This window comes from Streptomyces sp. NBC_01474 (genome assembly GCF_035918215.1).
GTDB classification, from domain to species: Bacteria; Actinomycetota; Actinomycetes; order Streptomycetales; family Streptomycetaceae; genus Streptomyces; species Streptomyces aureus.
Map to the genome: position 1 here is coordinate 10031412 of NZ_CP109449.1, position 19586 is coordinate 10050997.

15 protein-coding genes and 3 pseudogenes are annotated in these 19586 nt (G+C 68.8%); 10 read left to right on the forward strand and 8 right to left on the reverse strand.

The genetic code is table 11. The annotated features are described in order from the left end of the window. Window positions 1–12: 12 nt before the first annotated feature. Window positions 13–129 (reverse strand): annotated as a pseudogene (locus OG758_RS49235) (IS630 family transposase); the annotation flags it as partial. Window positions 130–750: 621 nt separating this feature from the next. Here OG758_RS49235 and ltrA point away from each other — a divergent pair. From ltrA to OG758_RS46005, 3 genes and pseudogenes are all read left to right on the forward strand, one after another. Next, window positions 751–2007, forward strand: a complete 1257-nt coding sequence (gene ltrA, locus OG758_RS45995) for a group II intron reverse transcriptase/maturase (RefSeq protein ID WP_326715372.1) — start codon at window positions 751–753, stop codon at window positions 2005–2007. A gap of 310 nt (window positions 2008–2317) precedes the next feature. After that, a complete protein-coding gene (locus OG758_RS46000) occupies window positions 2318–3433 on the forward strand; it encodes a PP2C family protein-serine/threonine phosphatase (protein ID WP_326715373.1) in 1116 nt (371 codons plus the stop codon). 854 nt (window positions 3434–4287) lie between these two features. Then, a pseudogene (locus OG758_RS46005) lies at window positions 4288–4389 on the forward strand (IS5/IS1182 family transposase); the annotation flags it as partial. A gap of 255 nt (window positions 4390–4644) precedes the next feature. Here OG758_RS46005 and OG758_RS46010 read toward each other — a convergent pair. Further along, complete coding sequence (locus OG758_RS46010; RefSeq protein ID WP_326715374.1) at window positions 4645–5367, reverse strand: polysaccharide deacetylase family protein; 723 nt, start codon at window positions 5365–5367, stop codon at window positions 4645–4647. Continuing rightward, window positions 5364–6752 (reverse strand): MGDG synthase family glycosyltransferase, encoded by a 1389-nt coding sequence (locus OG758_RS46015; RefSeq protein ID WP_326715375.1) that lies wholly within the window; start codon window positions 6750–6752, stop codon window positions 5364–5366. Before OG758_RS46015 ends, OG758_RS46010 begins: the two co-directional genes overlap by 4 nt. Window positions 6753–6951: 199 nt before the next feature. Here OG758_RS46015 and OG758_RS46020 point away from each other — a divergent pair, with 199 nt between their 5' ends. From OG758_RS46020 to OG758_RS46035, 4 genes are all read left to right on the forward strand, one after another. Next, complete coding sequence (locus OG758_RS46020) at window positions 6952–7332, forward strand: BlaI/MecI/CopY family transcriptional regulator (protein ID WP_326715376.1); 381 nt, start codon at window positions 6952–6954, stop codon at window positions 7330–7332. A 4-nt stretch (window positions 7333–7336) separates the two neighbouring features. Continuing rightward, window positions 7337–8353 (forward strand): M56 family metallopeptidase, encoded by a 1017-nt coding sequence (locus OG758_RS46025; RefSeq protein WP_326715377.1) that lies wholly within the window; start codon window positions 7337–7339, stop codon window positions 8351–8353. Window positions 8354–8489: 136 nt separating this feature from the next. Beyond that, a complete protein-coding gene (locus OG758_RS46030; protein WP_326715378.1) occupies window positions 8490–9437 on the forward strand; it encodes an ABC transporter ATP-binding protein in 948 nt (315 codons plus the stop codon). Further along, window positions 9434–10273: an ABC transporter permease gene (locus tag OG758_RS46035; protein ID WP_326715379.1), complete on the forward strand. Its 840-nt coding sequence runs from the start codon at window positions 9434–9436 to the stop codon at window positions 10271–10273. Before OG758_RS46030 ends, OG758_RS46035 begins: the two co-directional genes overlap by 4 nt. 798 nt (window positions 10274–11071) lie before the next feature. Here the strand turns inward: OG758_RS46035 and OG758_RS46040 are convergent. Next, window positions 11072–12091: a DUF4331 family protein gene (locus tag OG758_RS46040; protein ID WP_326715380.1), complete on the reverse strand. Its 1020-nt coding sequence runs from the start codon at window positions 12089–12091 to the stop codon at window positions 11072–11074. 409 nt (window positions 12092–12500) lie between these two features. Here OG758_RS46040 and OG758_RS46045 point away from each other — a divergent pair, with 409 nt between their 5' ends. Next, window positions 12501–12626, forward strand: coding sequence for a hypothetical protein (locus OG758_RS46045; protein ID WP_326715381.1), 126 nt, complete (start codon window positions 12501–12503; stop codon window positions 12624–12626). 404 nt (window positions 12627–13030) lie between these two features. Here OG758_RS46045 and OG758_RS46050 read toward each other — a convergent pair whose 3' ends face one another. Both OG758_RS46050 and OG758_RS46055 read right to left on the reverse strand, forming a co-directional pair. Next, on the reverse strand, window positions 13031–14050 hold the full coding sequence (locus tag OG758_RS46050; protein ID WP_326715382.1) for a PP2C family protein-serine/threonine phosphatase: 1020 nt from the start codon (window positions 14048–14050) through the stop codon (window positions 13031–13033). 136 nt (window positions 14051–14186) lie between these two features. Continuing rightward, the gene (locus OG758_RS46055) at window positions 14187–14363 is read right to left on the reverse strand and encodes a hypothetical protein (RefSeq protein WP_326715383.1); all 177 of its coding nucleotides are present in this window, start codon (window positions 14361–14363) and stop codon (window positions 14187–14189) included. Between the two features lie 103 nt (window positions 14364–14466). Between OG758_RS46055 and OG758_RS46060 the strand changes: the two are divergent. Next, window positions 14467–14658, forward strand: a pseudogene (locus OG758_RS46060) (transposase); the annotation flags it as partial. Window positions 14659–15207: 549 nt separating this feature from the next. Here the strand turns inward: OG758_RS46060 and OG758_RS46065 are convergent. After that, window positions 15208–15867 (reverse strand): NADPH-dependent FMN reductase, encoded by a 660-nt coding sequence (locus OG758_RS46065; RefSeq protein WP_382059439.1) that lies wholly within the window; start codon window positions 15865–15867, stop codon window positions 15208–15210. Window positions 15868–16193: 326 nt separating this feature from the next. Continuing rightward, a complete protein-coding gene (locus OG758_RS46070; protein WP_326715384.1) occupies window positions 16194–19172 on the reverse strand; it encodes a helix-turn-helix transcriptional regulator in 2979 nt (992 codons plus the stop codon). Between the two features lie 149 nt (window positions 19173–19321). Between OG758_RS46070 and OG758_RS46075 the strand changes: the two genes are divergently transcribed. Next, the gene (locus tag OG758_RS46075) at window positions 19322–19507 is read left to right on the forward strand and encodes a transposase (protein WP_326715385.1); all 186 of its coding nucleotides are present in this window, start codon (window positions 19322–19324) and stop codon (window positions 19505–19507) included. The last annotated feature ends 79 nt before the right edge of the window (window positions 19508–19586 follow it).

Sequence of the window (19586 nt, forward strand, 5' to 3'; positions counted from 1 at the left end):
TGGCTGAAGTTGCGGCAGTTGGGAGTCGAGGCCGGTCTTGGCGATGAGGCCGTCGATGAGGCTGGGCCGGTACTGCATCCGTTTGAGCCGGGTCTTCACCAGCACGGTGAGCTGGTCGAGGCTGTGCTTGGCCGGTCGGCTCGTCGCACACCACCCAGTAGAGCGCGTGGTGTGCCACGAATGTGGAAAGGAATTCGAAATGTAGGCGGAATTCTGGAAGCAATGCTTCACGGGAGATGAAGGATCTGGCCCTTCGGAGCCGCCCTACGGGGGGGAGGCTTCAAACCGCCACATGCTGCGGGAGTGGTAACGCAACCGTGGTGAGCGATGTGGAAAAGGCGCCTCAAGGCGTCAGGTAGGGATTAGGAAGACGAACGCAAGTGAACCGCCGACGAAGTGTCGTTATCTACTAAAGTGGCATCAAAACCGGGGGGAACACGTGTCCTCCGGGATGAGCCTGGTGGAAACCCGTTTACTGGCCAGGTGGTGTCCGGCATGAAGGCGGCGTGAGCCTAATCTGCTGCTCTTGTGAGGAACGTGGGAAGGCGCGTCTCGATACTGCCCCCGGTCGGGGGCGAGAGGGAGAGCCTCAAGCGGAGGTCCCGTGAGGGGTGGAGTACCGATGCGGGAAGGCGCTGGCGGACCGGCTCGTAGTAGTGACGAAGCCCCTGTAATGGGGGTGGAGCGAAGGGGCCGGGTCATTCGTAGCTGTGTATGTCTGGTCAACCGGATATTTTCCGGGAGGAGCCGATGAACAAGCTGAAGTCACCGAACAAGCCGTTTGATATTTCCAAATGGGAAGTCATGGAGGCGTATCGGGACGTCAAAAAGAATAAGGGTGCGCCGGGAGTGGACGGGCAGTCCATCGACGAGTTCGAGAAAGACTTGCGGGGAAACCTGTACAAGCTCTGGAATCGGATGTCGTCGGGGACTTACTTCCCTCCTCCGGTGCGTGCGGTTGAGATTCCGAAGCAGCATGGCGGCGGGACGAGAATGCTCGGCATTCCTACCGTGGCCGACAGGGTCGCGCAGACTGTAGTGGCGAGGCATCTGGGAATCCGAGTGGATCCGATTTTCCATGAGGACTCGTACGGGTACCGGCCGCGAAGGTCAGCCCTGCACGCGATCGAGACGTGCCGGCAGCGTTGTTGGAAGCATGCCTGGGTTATCGATCTGGATATCCAGAAGTTCTTCGACAGCGTGCGTTGGGACCTGGTTGTCAAGGCTGTGCAGGCTCATACCGACGCCGTTTGGGTGAAGTTGTATGTAGAACGGTGGCTGCGTGCACCGCTCCAACTGCCCGACGGCTCCTTGCAGGTGCGGGATCGGGGGACCCCTCAGGGTTCGGCGGTCTCGCCCGTGCTCGCGAACCTGTTCATGCACTACGCGTTCGACACCTGGCTCACTCGGGAGTACCCGGGGCTCGAGTTCGAACGCTATGCGGATGACGCAGTCGTGCACTGCGTCACCCTCCGCCAGGCCCGCGAGGTCCTGGCGGCGCTGGAGAACAGGATGGAAGAGGTCGGGCTGCGATTGCATCCCGACAAGACCCGAATCGTGTACTGCAAGGACTGGAAACGGCGCGGCTCGTATGAGCACACGTCGTTCACGTTCCTCGGGTACACCTTTCAGGCCCGCGAAGCGTGGTCGCAACGCAGGAAGACGAGGTACACCAGCTTCCTGCCTGCGATCAGCAAGGACGCCCTGAACAAGATCAGCAGTGAAGTTCGCTCCTGGCGGCTCCACAAGCAGGTCAAAGCGACGTTCCACGAGCTCGCGCGACAGGTCAACCCCGTCGTGCGGGGCTGGATCCAGTACTACGGAGCCTTCTACGGCTCCAAGCTGATTCCCCTCCTCCTGCGCATCAATGCCTACCTGCTGCGCTGGATCAGGAAGAAGTACAGACGGTTCAGTTCGTTCAAGAAGGCTCACGCGTGCTGGCAGCGCATCACCCGCCAGCACCCGAGGCTCTTCGCCCACTGGGCGTTGAACCCGAGAGCCTGGTGATCAGGATGACAAGAGCCGTGTGAACCGAGAGGTTCACGCACGGTTCTGTGGGAGCCCGGAGGTGAGATCCCTCCGGGCGACCCGACTTCGATTTTCTGGGTGAGCCCACAGACCGGGGCCCAGCACGCGTGGTGCGTGCTCTTCTGTGCCATCGAACGTTGATCCGTGTCACCGAAATTTGACGGCCATCGGAATCGTGCCAGTGAGGTTTGAAGTGGCACGGGTTCCTGGTCGTCAGGGCCGGCGGCAGGCGACCGAACTGCCGGTCTCCGTCGGTGCGAGCCGAGCAAGGGCGGTGTAGACAGGAGTCATGCCGCAGCGCCCCGAAGGACTTCGACGGCCGGTGCGAGCGGGCCGGGCGTTGCTCGCCATCCCGATCGCGTGGATTGTTGCGGTGTCCGTGATCGACGACCTTGCTCCGCCCAACATTCATCTGGGTGCGCTGCTCGTCGCGGCCCCGGCGATCACGCCGTTGTTCGGCGGGCCCTGGTCGGTGGGCCTGATCGCTGCACTGGCGGTGATCGCGCAGACGGCCATCGGGGTGCTGCGCGATCCTGAGCAGTTGCTCTCGTCCAACGACCAGGCACAGATCATCGCCCTGGTGCTGGTCGGCACGGCCCTGGTGATCTTCTGCGTAGTGCGGGAGCGTCGCGCAAAAGTGCTGGCGCAAGTGCGGTACGTGTCCGAGGCCGCTCAGCGTGTGGTCCTGCCGCCGCTGCCCAAGGAGATCGGGCCGCTGCGTGTGGCCTCCCTCTACCTTGCCGCGGAGGCCGAGGCCCAGATCGGCGGGGATCTGTACGCGGCGACGCGCACCACCTCCGGCACCCGGCTGATCGTCGGCGACGTCCAAGGCAAGGGGATGACCGCGGTCAATGACGCAGCCCTGCTGCTCGGAGCGTTCCGCATCGCTGCCCACCGCCCGGCGAGCCTGGGCGAGCTGGTGACCTACCTCGACCAAAGCGTGTGCTGGGACCTGACGGAGCCGGGCGAGACGGGCCGCTACGGCGAAACCTTCATCACCGCCACCATCCTGGACATCCCCGACCACGGCGGCCTAGTCCAGATGGTCGCCTGCGGACACCCCCCGCCCATCGTCCAGCGCAACGGCCGACCGACGACGATGGACACCCTTCATCCCGCACCTCCGCTGGGCCTGGGCGAACTGGCGCATCCGCGCTACCACGTGGACAGCTTCCAGTTCGAGCCGGGAGACCTTCTGCTGCTGTACACAGACGGTGTCACCGAGGCCCGCGACTCCACCGGCACCTTCTACCCGCTCGCCGAGCGCATCACAGGCTGGACCGAGAACGACCCCGACGCCTTCCTCGACCGCCTCCGCCGTGACCTGCTGCACCACGTCGGCGGGCACCTGAACGACGACGCCGCCATGATCGTCATAGAGCGCACCGCTACGCCCCGGGCCTGATCGCCAGGCCCCTCTCGTACCGCTCAATCGTCGGTGGCACGCGCTCAACGTTCCCTACGTTGCCTTGCGGGACCGGGCCAGCCCTGGTCGTCGTTCTGAGCCGTTGTTCCGAGCGGCCGTGCGCCGGCCGGAATCTATTCGGCGTGGGGGGAGATGCCCTGAGCCCGCGCGAGCGCCCGCAACAGCTGCTTCACGTTGCCCAGTTCACCTCGATGGAGTCGAGCCGCTGTGTGATGGACCGGTCCCGGGGCGCCCCGATCGCATCGGCCAGGGAGTCGATGTTCGAGAAGGCCGTGCGTTGTCGACCAAGCCCTACGCGCTGTCTTCGACCTCTGACCGGCCGCCGTGGGCGACGGGCGACGCGGAACCCGCCGACCGGCCACGTCGGTCTCGCCGACGATCAGCCGGGTTGCAGCCGTCAAGAGATCTTCGGGGGCGGCGGAGATGTAGGAAGCCGTGGCTTCGACTTCCGTCTGGTGGCCGCTGACGGTGCAGTCGGCCCAACCGCGTCCGGACTGCTGATCAGCTGGGCAGAGTCGTTTGACGGGTGTTGAGGTTCGGTGGTTCGGTCGTCGCTCTTCTCCTCCTGGGGCGAGGTTGAGGAGTACGCCGAACGGGACTCCGCCGCCGACCTGCCATCGTGGAACTGGTGGACGCCTACGGCCCCCAGCAGATCATCCGCACAGTCCAGCGTATGAGCGACGAAGCACGGGCCCGCGTCGCCGTCTCCGCGGTGCACATGGCCAAGGGCCGTGAGTGGAAGCGCGTACGGATCGGAGCTGGCTTCACTCCGCCCGACGAAGGCTCCCCGTGCACCGTGCACCGTGCGCCCAGTCGCCGCACGCCTCATCTACGTCGCCGTCAGCTCCGAAGCCATGCTCCATGTCGCGTCGATCGGCAACCTCGCCATGCGCACAACGGATGAGACCACACCAACCTGGCTAGGGACCTACTAGGACGTAAAGGGCAATATGTCTAGATTCAACGCCCTCTGAGGATGCGCTTCTCACTCCGGGCAGCGATGTCCGGGCGCCGACGTCCGGTGGTTGCTGCCAAGCAGGCTGAACATACTGGCTGCGACCGGCGATGGTGACCTGATCGGCTGCCGACGGGGTGTGGGGATCTTGAGCGTCCGGGCCCCTGTCCCGTAACCAGTGAGGGTCAAGGGGCACGCATGGCATCGCCGGCCTCGATGTGGCACGAGGTGGGGATCATCCGTGGTCGTGCAGCCGGCCGACCTCGTAGCCGCGTTGCTCGCAAGTGTCGAGGATGAGGGGAAGAGCGCCCAGAGCCGAGCGCCACGCACCCGGAGCCGAGGTGCAGTCGGAGTCGTGGAGCAGGATGGTGCCGCCGCCGTCCAGGTCGGACGTGACGGTGCGGTGGACGGACTCCGGTGTGGCGCGGGCGGTCCAGTCCTCGCCCCAGCAGGTCCAGAGCACCGGGGTGAGACCGAGGCGGTGGGTGGCCAGATGCGCGGCGGTCGACATGACGCCGTAAGGGGGCCGGAAGAGCGTGGGTCGGAGCCCGGTGATGTCGGCGACGGTGTCGCGGGCACGGGCGAGGTCGGCGTACGTGGCGCGCGGGCCGCGCAGGACCAGCGGGCGATGCAGCCAGCCATGGACGCCGATCTCGTGTCCCGCCGCGGCGATCTCGCGGACCAGGCCAGGCGAGCGTTGCGCCTCGCGGCCCAGCAGGAAGAAGGTCGCCCGGATGTGGCGCTCGGCGAGGAGGCGCAGGAAGAGCGGGGTGGACAGCGGATCGGGGCCGTCGTCGAAGGTGAGGGCGATGTGATCGGGGCGGCCCCGGCCCGAGAGGCGGGGCATGGCGCGGTTGCGCAACGGCCCAAAGGTGGAGACGGCAGGCGCGGCATGGGCCGTCAGGAGGGTGGGCAGGGCGGCGAGGGCTGCTTTGAGGATCAGCCGGGCGGCGGTCACGAGTGGTGGCGTTCCGGGCGGGGCGCGTGGCCTGAAGAGGGGTCGTCCAGGTCGAGGCCGTGTCCGATGGCGTGGATCACGCCTGGGCGGTCGTACTCGGTGGCGACCCCCGTGCCGACCGCGCACGCCCATACGGCGCACGCCGCCGCAGTGGTGACGGCGAGCCGCCGCATCGCGGGGCGCCGCCGCCCCGCCGCGCGCCGCGGAGGCGGCCCCGCGCGGTGGACGCGTGCTGTCTCTGCGACGGGTCCGCCGTTGGGCTCGGTGGCGAACAGGGCGAGGCCGGACTCGCGTTGGCGTAGTCCGAGCGGGCCGTCGATCAGGTCGCACAGGACGGCCTTGAGGCGGGCCGGGTCACGTATCCATACCGCCGCGCCGGCCTCCTCCAGTGCGGCGGCGTTGGTCAGCCCGTGACCCGGTATGCACCGGTAGCTCGCGACGGGCAGGCCGGTGGCGAACGCCTCCAGGGAGCTCAGCCCGCCCGCGTTCTGGACCAGGACATCGGCGGCGTGCATCAGGGCGGGCATGTCGTCGACCCAGCCGTAGGTGTGCTCGATGCCGTCCGCCCGCAACTGCCCGGCCAGCGCCTCGTTGCGGCCGCAGACGACCACGGGGACGGCGGCACCGCAGTCGCGCAGCTCCAGGGCGACCTGCCGGACCGGTCCGACGCCCCAGGAGCCGGCGACCAGGAGCGCCAGCGGTGCCTGCTCCGGCAACCCGAAGCGGGTACGGGCCGCGACGCGCTCCCTCGCGCTGCCGGGGCGGAATCGCGAATCCACTACCGGACCGCACACCCGGACGTCCCGCGCCCCGGCGGCGCGCGCCTGTCTGGCGGGCACGGAGTGTGCGGCGAGATGGACGTCGACACCGTCCGCCACCCACAGCGGGTGCACGGAGAAGTCGGTGAGATATGTGAGGACGGGCACGGCCAGCCTCCCGCGGAGCCGCAGCCCGCCCAGGACACGGCTGGCTCCCGGATAGGTGGAGACGATCGCACCTGTGCCGGGGTGCAGCGTCTGCAGCATGCGGTCCTCGGCGGTGCGCAGCAGCGCCCTCGCCAACGGTCCGCCACCACCCGCGCGTTCGGTGCTGCGGTAGACCCACTGGTAGGCCCAGGGGGCCAGGACCAGCATCCGGTGGTATCCGTCCCGGACGAGCGGTCCCATCCGGGCGGGCAACAGATCCAGCAGGTCGAACCGGTCGACGGTGAGGCCGTGGGCGGTGAGCCGACGGGCTAGTTCGGCGGCGGCACCGTCGTGGCCAGCGCCGATGCTCGCCGAGACGATCGCGATGCGCTCGGCTTGTGCCGTGGCCGACGCCGGTTCGGGGCGCAGGGTGGCGGCCGCCAGGGCACGCAGATGCGCCGAACTTCCGAGGTGGGGCATGGGGCTCGTTTCTCCGCAGGTGGAGTGGGGCGGACGAACTCTACAACATGTAGTAGGTTGGCTCGTACGAGATGTAGTAGTTCCAGTGGCAGAGGTCCCGCCCCGCTTTCTACAAGCCGTAGTAGCTCCCGGTAGGCTGGTGTGCCGAGCGGGAAGGCGGTGGACGGTGCACGACCGGAAGAGCGAGGAAAGCGGCGGGATGACCGGCAGAAGGGCACGCGGGGAGCTGGAGAGTGGCGTGCTCGCCGCCCTGTGGGCCGTCGACCGGCCGCTGACCGCACGGCAGGTCCTAGAACGGCTCCCTGGGGACCTCGCCTACACGACGGTGCTGACGATCCTGTCGCGCCTGCACGACAAGGGCATGCTCGTACGGCACCCCGCGGGCCGTGGATATGCCTACGCGCCCGTCCGGGACGAGGCATCCGAGACCGCTGTGCGGATGCACAGCCTTCTGGAGCGCGGCTCGGACCGGGAGGCGGTACTCACCCGCTTCGTGTCCGAACTGTCCCAGGAGGACGAGCAGTTGCTGCACCGCCTGCTGGGCGAGCAGGACGCCGAGCGCGGCGCAGACGGGCGGTAGACCGGTGACGATCAGCGTCTACATTCCCCTCCTGGTGACCGTGGTCCTCGCGGTGCTCGCGCCCCGGGCGGCACGGCGACCGGCACCGAGGCACGCGGCCTGGTCCCTGGCGTGTGCGGCGCTCGTGACGGCGGCCGGCTGGCTCGGTTCACTGGCCCTGCTGGCGTTCACCGGGTTCGCGCAGATCCCCGAGGTCGCGGAGGAGGGCCACTGGTCGGTGACTGCCCTGCGTGCCGAGGACCCGGTCTCCTTGGCTGTCGCGGCCATCAGTGCCCTGGCTCTGGCGGCGGGAGTCGTGTCGCTGCCAGTCGCGGCCGTACGACAGATCCGCCATGTCCTGTGGGCCCGGCGGGAATGCGGCCGGATGCCCGGAGACTCCGAGCTGGCCGTGCTCGACGACGAGACTCCGCAGGCGTTCGCGCTGCCCGGCGTCCCCGGACGGATCGTGGTCTCCCGCGGAATGCTGCGCTGCCTCGGCGACGGAGAACGCGAGGCCCTCCTGGCGCACGAGCGAGCCCATCTCCGTCGCCGCCACCACCTCTTCCAGGCTGTCTGGCGACTCACGGCTGCCGTCAATCCGCTGTTGCAACCGCTGGCCGAGGCAGGCGGGTTCGTACTGGAGCGATGGGCTGACGAGGAGGCCGCGACCCACGTCGGCAGCCGTACGGTCGTCGCCCGCGCCGTTGGACGGGCGGCTCTCGCCTCCGCCGGCGCATCCCGCCCCGCTGCCCTGGCCGCGACCGGCGGGGAGGTGCCCCAGCGGGTGCGGGCCCTGCTGACCCCACCGCCCCCGCGCCGCACCCTGCCGTTCGTGGCGGGCGCCCTCCTGCTCACCCTGTGCTGCGCCAGCCTGGCCAACGCCGCCTCGGACAGCGAGAGCCTGGTCGAGAGCGCGGAGCGGGCCCAGTGCGCCGTCGACGCAGGGACGCAGGGCGCAGCGCGGACGAGCCACTCCCCGCAGCGGCCGGACGCCTGCTGCGACCACCGCGGAGCCGGCGAACACGGAAGACACCGCAGGTAGACGCGTAGTACCGCGGTACCACGTGCCCCTCGGGTTCCAGCCTCCTGGTACCACAGGATCGGGGTGATTCGGTGCCTAGCGTTGCCGGTGAGGCGTCGCAGGCGACGGACGCCACAGGCCGAAAGGAAGAGTGCGAATGATCGACGCACGGCAGTTGACCAAGCGGTACGGCGAGAAGACGGCTGTGGACGGACTGGACTTCGTCGTGAAGCCGGGCACGGTGACGGGCTTTCTGGGACCCAACGGCGCGGGCAAGTCCACGACCATGCGCATGATCGTCGGCCTCGACGCTCCGACGAGCGGCTCCGTCACCGTGAACGGCCACCACTACGCCCGCCACCGGGCACCGCTCCAGGAGGTCGGCGCCCTCCTGGAGGCGAAGTCGATCCACCCGGGCCGCTCCGCCTACAACCACCTCAGGTCCCTCGCGCTGACTCACGGCATTCCGGGCCGCCGGGTCGACGAGGTCATCGACCTCGCCGGCCTTGGCAGCGTGGCGAAGAAGCGGGCCGGCGCCTTCTCCCTCGGGATGGGCCAGCGGCTGGGCATCGCGGCGGCGCTGCTGGGCGATCCGCAGACGGTGATGCTCGACGAGCCGGTCAACGGGCTGGACCCGGAGGGTGTGCTCTGGATCCGCAACCTGCTGAAGGGGCTCGCCGACGAGGGCCGGACGGTGTTCGTGTCCTCGCACCTGATGAGCGAGATGGCCCTGGTGGCGGACCACCTGATCATCGTGGGACGCGGCCGGCTGCTGGCCGACACGACCGTGGCGGACCTGATCCGCGAGGCGGGCGGCGACACGGTGAACGTCGCGACACAGGACCCGGCGCGGCTGCGGGACGTTCTGGCCGGCCCGGGCGTCGACGTCACCGGACGGATCGGCTCCGAGGAGCTGCAGGTGACCGGGCTGACAGCCCGGGAGATCGGACTGAAGGCCGCCGAGCACGGGATCGCGCTGTTCGAGTTGAGCACGCGAACCGTGTCACTGGAGGAGGCGTTCATGGACCTGACCAGGGATGCCGTGGAGTACCACGGCTCCACGACCGGGATCGAGACCCTCGAGGCAGCCGGGAGGCCCGCATGAGCACCCTCACCGCAACCACCGAGGAACCCCGGACCACCCCCGCCCGCCCCTTCTACCGGGTGACCGGACGGCGCGTGCTCTCCTCCGAATGGGCCAAGCTGTGGTCCCTGCGCTCGACCTGGATCACCCTGGGCCTCGGCCTGCTGTTCCTGGTGGCCTTCGGCCTGATCTCCGCGAGCCGCTACAAGTCGGGGATCAACTCCGGTCACATGGACCGGGATTTCGCCGATTCGACGGCCGTCAGTCTGTCCCTCTTCGGTACGAACTTCGCCCAGCTGGCCCTGGGCGTGCTCGGCGTGCTGGTCACGGCGGGGGAGTACTCGACCGGCATGATCCGCTCGACGCTCGCGGCGGTCCCCCGACGGCTGCCCGTGCTGTGGTCCAAGGCGGCCGTGTTCGGGTTGGTCGCGCTGGTGGTGGGGACGATCGGCGCGTTCGTCGCCTTCGGCTTCGGCAGCGGCATCGTCTCCGGCACGCCCGCCGCGATGAGCCTGACGCACGCCGGAGTCGTACGAAGCCTGCTGGGCGCCGGGCTCTACCTCGGTCTGGTCGGCGTGATCGGCGCCGCCCTGGGCGCGCTGCTGCGGTCGGTAGCCGGCGGAATCTCGGTGCTGGTGGCCGCCCTGATGCTGATCCCGGGACTGATCTCCCTGCTGCCGAGCTCCTGGCAGGACAACATCAGCCCCTACCTGCCGTCCAATGCGGGAGAGTCGATGTTCGCTCTGACGCACGACTCCACGACCCTGTCACCGGGCGCCGGACTGCTGGTCTTCCTCGGCTGGACGGCACTGGCGCTGGCGGGCGCGGCGTGCCGGCTCGCACGCACCGACGCCTGACACCCGCACCATGGACAGGTGACGTCCGTGACCACCGACGACATCAGCGGGATGGGACCGCTGGTCGCCCGTCTGTCCCAGGGCGGCCAGCGGCTTCGGCAGCCGACCGGGCCTGTCCGTGGGTGCTGGACACCGCGGTCGTGGTCCTCGTCTTCCTGATGTGATGGCGTTGTTCGAGCGCTCCCGGGTCGGTGGCCGTTACGCGCACTCCAACTTCCCGCCCTTCGAATGGACGGTCCAGCAGACATCCTTGACGCGCTGCTACTTCGGCCATGCTCCGGATACGAGTCGGTACGCTTCGAATGTCTCGCGTTCCAGTCCGACCTCGTCGGCGTATGTCGCCAGCAGCTTGAATGCCTTCATCGGCGGCCGTTTGCCCTTGGGGGCAGAGGAACCATCTCCAGGCCGATGTCACCCAACGCGACGAGTGGAGCTTTCGGCGCCGGTCTGGATCCCGAGGACGACGCCTCAGGCGACGCCCGCGCTTGCGGATCTCGGCGTCCTGGCCATGGGGACACGAACTGGCCATGGCCTTCCACCGCCTTGCCGAACTGCCTCGTCCCGGCACCTGACCGGTGAACCCCTGCCCGCCCACGACCCGAAGGACCCCGGAGAACCCGATCATCGCGCCGGGACCTCACCATGCCCGAACTGAGAAAACACCTCGGCCAGCCGACAGTTGACGATTTCCGATGCCTCAACACCTCAACCGAAACAGCGAGGCCAGTCCGAATTACTGATCGATCGGCCTGTCCCGGCTCGGCCGTCGGAGCCCCGGGTGCGTCCCGCAGGGATCCGTCAGGAGGTGGTTGCCGGGTGCGGGTTGCCGAGGTACGGGAACCGGTCCAGGGTGTCGGTGTGCGGTGTCAGACCGGTAGACGGCGCCTCGTTCTTGGTGAGGAACGCGACGCGGATGTCAATGACGTCTTCCGTGAATGTCCGGCCATTCGGGTACGCGGCAGGCTTGGACGGGTCGAAGTGCAGCACGTCCGGCAGGAGGCCGTGCTCGTCGAGCGCGGTGATCGCCTCCTCACGCGAGTAGCCGCCGGTGTGGCCCAACAGGTGGACGAACTGGTCTGTCCACCTGGCTCGGTCGTTGACCGGCTCGCTGGCGTTGTACTCCTCCTTCGTGTCGTCGGTATTGAAGAAGCTGCTCATTGACGGGTGCCCGGCCCGGTCCGCGTGGACGAGTTCGCCGTCGCGTTGGACACTGCACCGGCCCCAGATGTGCAGCTCGGGCTTGGGGGCCAGCTCAGCGGTCGGCAGTTCGATGGCCATGGAGAAGACGTTGGCCGTGCTGTTGGAGTCAACGCCGGTCCACGGGGACTTTCCGCCCAGATGCGGCGCGGTGAAATTCCGGTTGCCGCTGGTGTCGAACAGATTCTTGATTCCGTCGAAGTCGAAGAAAAAGGCATCGCTGCGGCTACCTGCGGCCACCTTGTAGTCGCCGCTGCTGACCACGTTGGCCTGCGGGCTGAAGGAGACGGCGGCGTCTGAAACGATCTTGGTGCCGACAGCCTCGGGCCTGCGGGACTCCGCACCGGTTGCCATGAAGACGCTGTAGGTCTGCGAGCCGTCGGATGCCGGCGGACTGAAGACCCAGCTGAAGGCGCCGTCGGTCAGGTAATCGCCGTCGGTGTCAATGTTCAGGCGGTATACGGCGTCGGGGTGCATGGCATCTGCGTTGGGATTGGCATTGAGGATGAGAACGGTCCTGCTCGGATCGCCGGGTACCTCGAAGGCATAGAGGTCGCACAGATCTAGACGCTGGTCGCCGAGTGGTGGCCCAAGGCTGAGGCCGGTGAAGTGGTTGGACATGTCAGGCCCTTCCAATTGCTCGCCCGCCGGAAAACCGCTAGAACGCTCGAACGGTCGTTCTCGGGCGCGTGAGGTACACCCACACCTGGGCGGTGCATCCACGCTAGCCGCCACAGCAGTCCGACCATCGAGGGCGAAGGCACGGCCGTCAAACAACGCTCGAATGGGTCACCGACAGGCGAGAGGCGATCGTCTCTCGGTCCGCCTTCGTCCTCACCCACCCGCTGGGCGCCACCGCCGGTCTTACGACCAGCGGGCTAACCGCCTCGACATCGCAGGTGACACGTCGCCGTTCATCAAGGAACGCCTGTCCACCATCGCCGACGAATTCGGTGGCCAGACGGATGTCACCTACTCCACCGCGGCCAACTTGCCCACCCCGGAGACTAATACCACCCGCTGTTACCCGGTGTACTTCATCAAGGAGGGCGACGCCGACCCGAGTCGGCAGTGGTTCAACAAGTACGTCGTCGACCAGGTCATCCAGACAGACCGCACCAGGTCCTCCCTGGACATGGTCACCCGCTACTCCTAACTCGGGGGAGCGGCCTGGCACTACGACGACGATGGACTGACCAAGCAGAAGTACAAGACCTGGTCCTCCTACCGGAGGTACGGTCACGTCCGTGTGCAGACCGGTGGCCAGGACCCGGTCGGTATGAGGACCCAGACCGACTACTACCTCCTGCGCGGCATGGACGGCGACAAGTCTGATGGCAGCGGCGGCACCGGACCCGGAGGCCACTGCCAAGCTACTCGATTCCCTGCTGCTCGACTGTACTTCCGTCGCCTGACGACGTGACTCAGGCGGAAGCCGGGCGGGCGGGTTCAGCGCAGCATCGTCCGGGCCCGTGCTCAGAAGGAACAGGAAGCCGGTGTGGCGGTCAGAAGAAGACGGCGGTGGCCGCGAGAGGAAGTGCGGTGTGCGGCCTTGCCGTTTCAGATGAGGGCTATGGCGAGTACGGCCTGGTCGTCTCCCTCGGAGGTGGCCGACCAGTTCCTGGTGTCAGTCTCCAGGAACGCCACGACCGCCTCCGGATCCGTCCTCTGTGTGCCGCGGAAGTGTTCGGTGAGCCGTTCCAGGACGGGGTAGAAGTCGCCGTCGGAGTTGCGGGCCTCGCTGATGCCGTCCGTGTAGAGGACGAGGACTTCGCTGGACTGCAGTCTGTGCAAGGTCGTCAGCCCCGGGACGGGAGAGAGCTCTTTGAGTCCGAGGGGGAGTGCGGGGGCTGTCGCCAGGATGCGGGCGCCGTGGGGGCCGACGGCGATCGGCGGCGGGTGGCCGCGGTCCATGATGCGTACGGTGTCCTGGTCGAGTTCCAGGATCAGTGCGGTCACGAACAGCTCGGGGTCGCCGACCGTTCTGCGTGTCACGTTGCGGTCGATGCTCAGCTCCAGCCGGTCCGTCAGGAGGGGGAGATCTTTCCATTCGTGCGCGGACACCCGGAAACCCCCCAGGACCGCGGCCACCGCCTGCACCGCGTCCAGTCCCTTGCCTCGCACGTCGCCGATGATCGCCCGCACTCCGAACGGCGTCTCACACACGTCGTAGAGATCACCGCCGACCAGCGTGCCTCCCTCCCCGGCTGTGTAGTAGGCGGCGGCGCGCACATGCCCGATCCGGGGCGGCACGGGCCGCAGCAGGGTTCGCTGCAAGGCCTCGGCCACCGAATTCGCCCGGATCAGATGCCTCTGCGCGCGCTCCCGCTGCACAGAGAGCAGGACGCTGACGACGCCGATGAGGAATGTCGCCACATACAGCGCCACATGGTGCTGCTCGTCGAAGTGGCCTGGACGTCGCCACGCCATCAGCATCTGCAGTCCTAGACACATCACCACCGAAGCGGCGGTGCCTCTGGGCCCGCGCGTCGCGGCGACCAGCGGGGGAACGCCCGTGAGCAGGAAACTGACCGGCTCCCGCCCGCCCAGGGCGGCCTCCGAGATCAAGTCCAAGCCCACTGCCGCGAACGGGAGCCACCACACCCACCCGCGGCTCCACACAGACGGCCGCCCACCCGGCGAAGAGGATTCCAAGGACACCTGCGCACTGTAGAACCACACCACCCGCCCCACCGCCTCGGCACGCGTGGCTGTATCAGCCAGCTGAGGCCTGTTGTCCGCGCAGGGAGCCGACGCTCATCGGCCGGAGCCGGTGGTGCCGGGCGGCGGAGGGCCGTTGGTAGACCCAGAGTTCCGCGCCGCTGCCGCCGGAGTCGACCGTCACCGGCCCGGGCAGCAGGTCCCACGCCTCCTCGACGGGCTTCAGGCGCAAGGGGTTCCCTCCGGCGCAACGCCCTCCGGGCTCAGGGGGTGCTCCTGGGACGGCTCAGCCCACGGACGTGGCTCGGCCGAAGCTGTGAGAAGTCGATGACGCGCTGTGGGCGGTGATCGAGCTGTTGCTGCCGAAGGTGGAACGGCGGTCGCGGCATCCGGGACGAAAGCGCCATCCGGGCCGGCTGGTGTTCCAGGGCATCCTGTTCGTGCTGCATAGCGGGGTTGCCTGGGAACACCTGCCGCAGGAGCTCGGCTTCGGCTCGGGCATGACCTGCTGGCGGCGCTTGGCCGAGTAGGCCGAGGCCGGCGTATGGACCCGGCTGCACCAGCTCCGCAAGCTCATCCAGATCCAGGTATCGACGCAGTCGACCGAGCGTGCCCTCCCTCAGGAGCTGCAACAACGCCGCAGCCGAGTCCTCCGGGGCGATAGGCCCTCCCAAGGCCCACAATCCGCGCTGTGTGGCCGAGTCAGGCTGACGGGCCACCGCACGAGGCGGCGTCAACTCCCATGTGAGGGCTGCACCGTGAGCCGGGCAGACGCTCCCGCGCAACGTCCCAGGAGGCCCGGTACCCCCAGGCCCGGCAGCCCTCGGGCACGGCTGAGGTCCTGACGAAGAACGTCTCCGATCTGCTGCCCAGTCGGGGTGCTGCTCGTCGTAGGCCGGGTCACCGGCTGTGGAAACGGACCAGCTTGACGCCGTCCGCCACCGCGACGCCCGTGCCGGACTGGTCGAGCTTGAGCTTGGAACCCTGCTTGAGGCTGTAGCTGCCCAGCGGCACCCACATCCCCGTGCTCGCCGTCTGGTCCTTGGTGACCGCCGGCTCCGTCGTGCCGCCGTGCGTCAGTCCTCGCTCCGGTGGGTGACCGGAGCGTCGGTGCGATCGCCGGGGAACTCGTACCAGCGACGCTGCAGGCACACGAACTCCACGTCGGCGCGTACCAGCCGCATGAACCCGCAGATGGTGTCGGCGAGCCGCTCGTGGGAGCCGGGGTGGGCGAGGCGGCCATCTTCGGTGAAAGCCTCGTACGCGCGCGGCAGGCTGAACATATCGGGGTAGACCCGTGTCCCCAGGTGTTCCAGCGGGACCCGCAGCGCCCACAGGCCGCGGTTGCCGCCGATCATCGACGGGGAAGACGAGACCAGCAGCGCGTGCTTGGTCTTGAACGGCTGCGGCCGGACTCGGGAGACCCAGTCGATGGCGTTCTTCAGCAGTCCTGGAACGGAGGCGTTGTACTCGGGCGACGAGATCACGAACGCATCGCAGCGCTTGATCCTTTCGCACAGGGCCAGGGCACCGGCGGGCAGCCCTTCGGAATCCTCCACATCCCCGTCGTACAGCGGCATGTCGAAATCCCGCATCCTGGCCAGGTCGACCTCGGCACCGGTCTCGGCGATCAGGTTCGACGCCAGCGAGGCGAGCTGTGCGTTGGTGGACCCGGCGCGCCGTGCAGCGCCGAATACCAGGACCCGAACGGGAGCCGACTGAGCGTCCATGGTCATCCTGCGGTCTCTTTCGCCCGGTGGTTGTCCCCGGCAGCCAGTTTTCCCCACCCCGGCCTGCCGCACCAGACGACACTCTGCGGCTCTTGAACGGTGCCACAAGTGGCCGCGCCAGGCACGCTCTGCCACCGGCGCGCGACGGTGGTGTCGTCGACTTGCACCTCGGGCTGAAGGCCTAGGATCCTGGCCTTCTCGACCGAACCCTGAGCCGCTAAGCGGCACGGGGTTCGGTCGAGTATCCCTGGCTTCCTGTTTCTCCCGGTCCCGCCCAGGTGGCCCGGATGTGCGTGGGCTGTACCGGGCATCGCGCATCGCGCTGTGGCTACTCAGCCCGACGCGCTGGTCTCCGGCTCGATCAGGCCCTCGCGGTATGCGATGCCGACGGCCTCGGTACGGCTCGCGGCACCCAGCTTGGCGAGGATGTTGGAGACGTGGACGCTTGCCGTCTTGCCGCTGATGTACAACTCTTCGCCGATCTGGCGGTTGGTGCGCCCCTGGCCGAGCAGCCGCAGCACCTCGCTCTCCCGGGCGGTCAGGTCGGCGATCCGCTCCCCGGCGGCCGGTGTTTTGGCGAGACGGCCGCGTCGTACCAAGGTGTCGAGCGCCTCGCGCAGCGGGACGGCGCCGAGCCGCACGGCCGTGTCCCGGGCCGCATGCGCCTGCTCGGCCGCCTCTTCGCGGCGGCCGGCGGTGAGCAGGGCCTCCGCGAGCCGCCGTCGGCACCGGGCGAGTTCGTATGGTTCGCCGTAGCCGAACGCGGTCACGGCCCGCTCCCAGGCGGCGACGTCCGGGCCGGTGGCGGCGCGTACTCCCTCGGCTTGGGCGCGGGCCAGCCAGGCCAGGCCCTCGGGTCCCTGCTCAGTGCCGTCTTCGCCGTGGGCCGCCGTGGTCCGGGCCAGCTCCACGAGCTCGGCCGCGGTGTCCGTCCAGCGACTGGTGCTCGGCGCGTCGCCAGCCAGTCGGGACTCCTCCGCCGCGTCCGCGACGGCCGACAAGGTGAGCGCGGCCAGCCGGACCACGGCGTCGGGCCTGTCGGAGCCCGAGCCCTCCGTGAGTGCGTCGACCGCGGTGCCCATCTGCCGTACACAGTCCTCGGCGTCACCACGCAGCGCCGCGGCGTCGGTCAGCACGATGCTCGCGACGAGCGAGGCCATCCAGTCCGGGGGGCCGTCGAGCAGTGCACGGGAGCCACCGACCGCCACGTCGAACTCGCCGCGCGCCAGGGCGACGTACAGCGCGGGTGCGGTCGCGAACCCGGACGTGGCCGTGAGGAGGGTGACGTCGTCGGCGGCCGTTCGCGTGCACTCGTCCCAGCGGCCCAGCGTGTAGAGCAGCAGGGATTGCAGATAGCGCAACTCCACGGCGTACGGCGAGGAGAGGAGGCCGGCACGGCGGGCGCGGTCGAGTCCGTCGCTGATCCAGGTCAGGCACGGGTCCATTTCGCCGCACTCGTAGCAACCGATCGCCAGGTTGTACAGCGCCCGCATCTCCACCTGGAGATTCCCGGCGGTGCGGGCCAGCTCACGGGCTCTGAGGAGCTGCTCCCGACCCTGCGGAGTACGCCGGTTGTGCGCCTCGAGACCGACCAGCGATATCACCAAATCGGCCTGGGCGTCAGCAAGCCGGAGCCTCTCGGCGATGTCCAGGGCCTGGCGGGCGACACGTTCGGCGTCCTCGTCACAGCCCACGTAACGGGCCGCCATGACGTGCGTCGCGGCCGCCCACACCCAGGTGCGCGAGGGCGGCTCGGCCGGGATCAGCCCGAGCGCCTCGCTGCTGTACGCGAACGCAGCCTGAAGATTGTCGATCCGCATCAGGTTGCCCGCGAGGGTGTAGCGCACCCGGGCGGCAAGTTCGGAGTCTGCCTCCGAGCCCGCCCGCGCGAGCGCGGAGCGGGTGAGCTGGACCGCGCGATGGGGTTCGCCGGCGTGTGCGGCGGCGGCCGAGGCACGCAGGGTGAGAGTGACCGGGTCGCTGTGCTCGGGGTGCGCGGAGGCGTCCACCACTGCCCACAGTTCGAGCGCGGTCTCCAGGTGCCGCAGTTCTTCGGCGGGTGCGCGGAGGCGCTGGGCGTGGTCGGCGGCTTCGAGGGAGGCTGCCAGCGCGTCGGGCAGGTCGTGGCTCGCGCGTGAGTGATGGGCCCGCTCTGCCGCGCTGTTCGTCGAACGGCCTTCGCCAGCGAGGAGCGCCGCGAACACCCCATGCAGCCTGACCCGTTCGCCGGGCAACAGATCCGCGTACACGGCCTCGCGGGTGAGGGCGTGCCGGAAAGAGTACGTCGCGTCGTCGTCGGTCACCAGCAGCTGGTGCCCGGCCGCCTCGCGCAGCGCCGACTCCAGCTCCTCCTGCGGCAGTTGCACGGCGTCACGCAGAAGGTCGTGCCCGACCCGGCGCCCCGCCACAGCCGCCGTGCGCAGCACCTGCTGGGCAGTCTCGGTCAGCTGCTCGATCCGGATGAGCAGGACGTCGGCCAGGCCGCTGGGCAGCGCGGCTGAGTCCGCGCCCTCGTCGTCCTCGGGCAGCGCGGCGAGCAACTCCTCGGCGTAGAAGGCGTTTCCCTCGGCGCGCTCGACGATGCGGCGAACCGTGCTGTCGGAGACAGGGCCGGAACGTTGCGCGTACACGAGCCGGGCCACGTCCGCGTCAGCCAGCGGGTGCAGTTCCATCCGGTCGACGGCGGGCAGCCTGACCAACTCGGCGAGCAGAGGCCGCAGCGGGTGACGGCGGTGCAGATCGTCCGCGCGGTACGAGGCGAAGACCGCGAGCCGGTGGCGCGGGCCGCCAGGCGTGGGCCGCTGCAGGACACCCCGGCTGAGCAGAAAGCGGAGCAGGTCGCGAGAAGACTGATCCGCCCAGTGGAGGTCCTCGATGACCAGGAGAAGCGGGGTCAGGGCCGTTAGGTCGGCGAGGAGTCCAGCGATGCCCTCAAAGAGCTGGAGGCGGCTGCCTGCGTCGGCCGCGGGGCCGGCAGCCGCATCTGTGCCGATCAGGCGCTCCACCGCCGGGTACGCGGCGAAGGCCGGGGCAAACCGTTCGTCGGCGGCCGCAGCGCCGAGGATCTCCGTGAACGGGAGGTATGGCAGGCCGACGTCCCCGAGGTCCACGCAGCGGCCGGTCAAGACGGTCATGCCGGTGGCTGCGGCGTGCGCCGCAGCCACCGTCAGCGTGCGGGTCTTACCGACGCCAGCGTCCCCGGCCACGAGGACGGCGCGCGGGTCGCCGGCCGCGGCCCGCTCCAGCACGCCGGTGAGCCGGGCGAGTTCGTCTGCCCGGCCGACGAACGGTGTATCGATTGTCTGGGCCACGGGTCCATCCAAGCACGCCCGGTCGGTACCGCTCGTGTGTCCAGGCTCCCCGGCGTGCGAGGACGCGGTTCGGGTACTGCGAGGGGAGACATCCAGCTGAGGTTCCCCTCGCAGCGTGGAGTCCGTGACAGCAGGGGATGTTGGTTGTCATGGCGCAGGAGCGTCGAGTGTTCACGGCGGAGTCTCGTGAGGGGGCGGTACGCATCGTGACGGAGGCCGGGAAGCCGGTCCCCGAGGCCGCGGAGGACCTGGGGATCAACGAGACGACGCTGGCGAGCTGGGAATCTGCCAGCTCGGGCGAAGTGCGGAATCTGGTGGACGGGCAGGGGAGTTGAGACTTCCTGCGCTCGGTTGCTTGGCCGGCCTCCCAAGGGCGCGCCGACAAGTCGGCGGGGAGAACACCGGGAGTGCGCT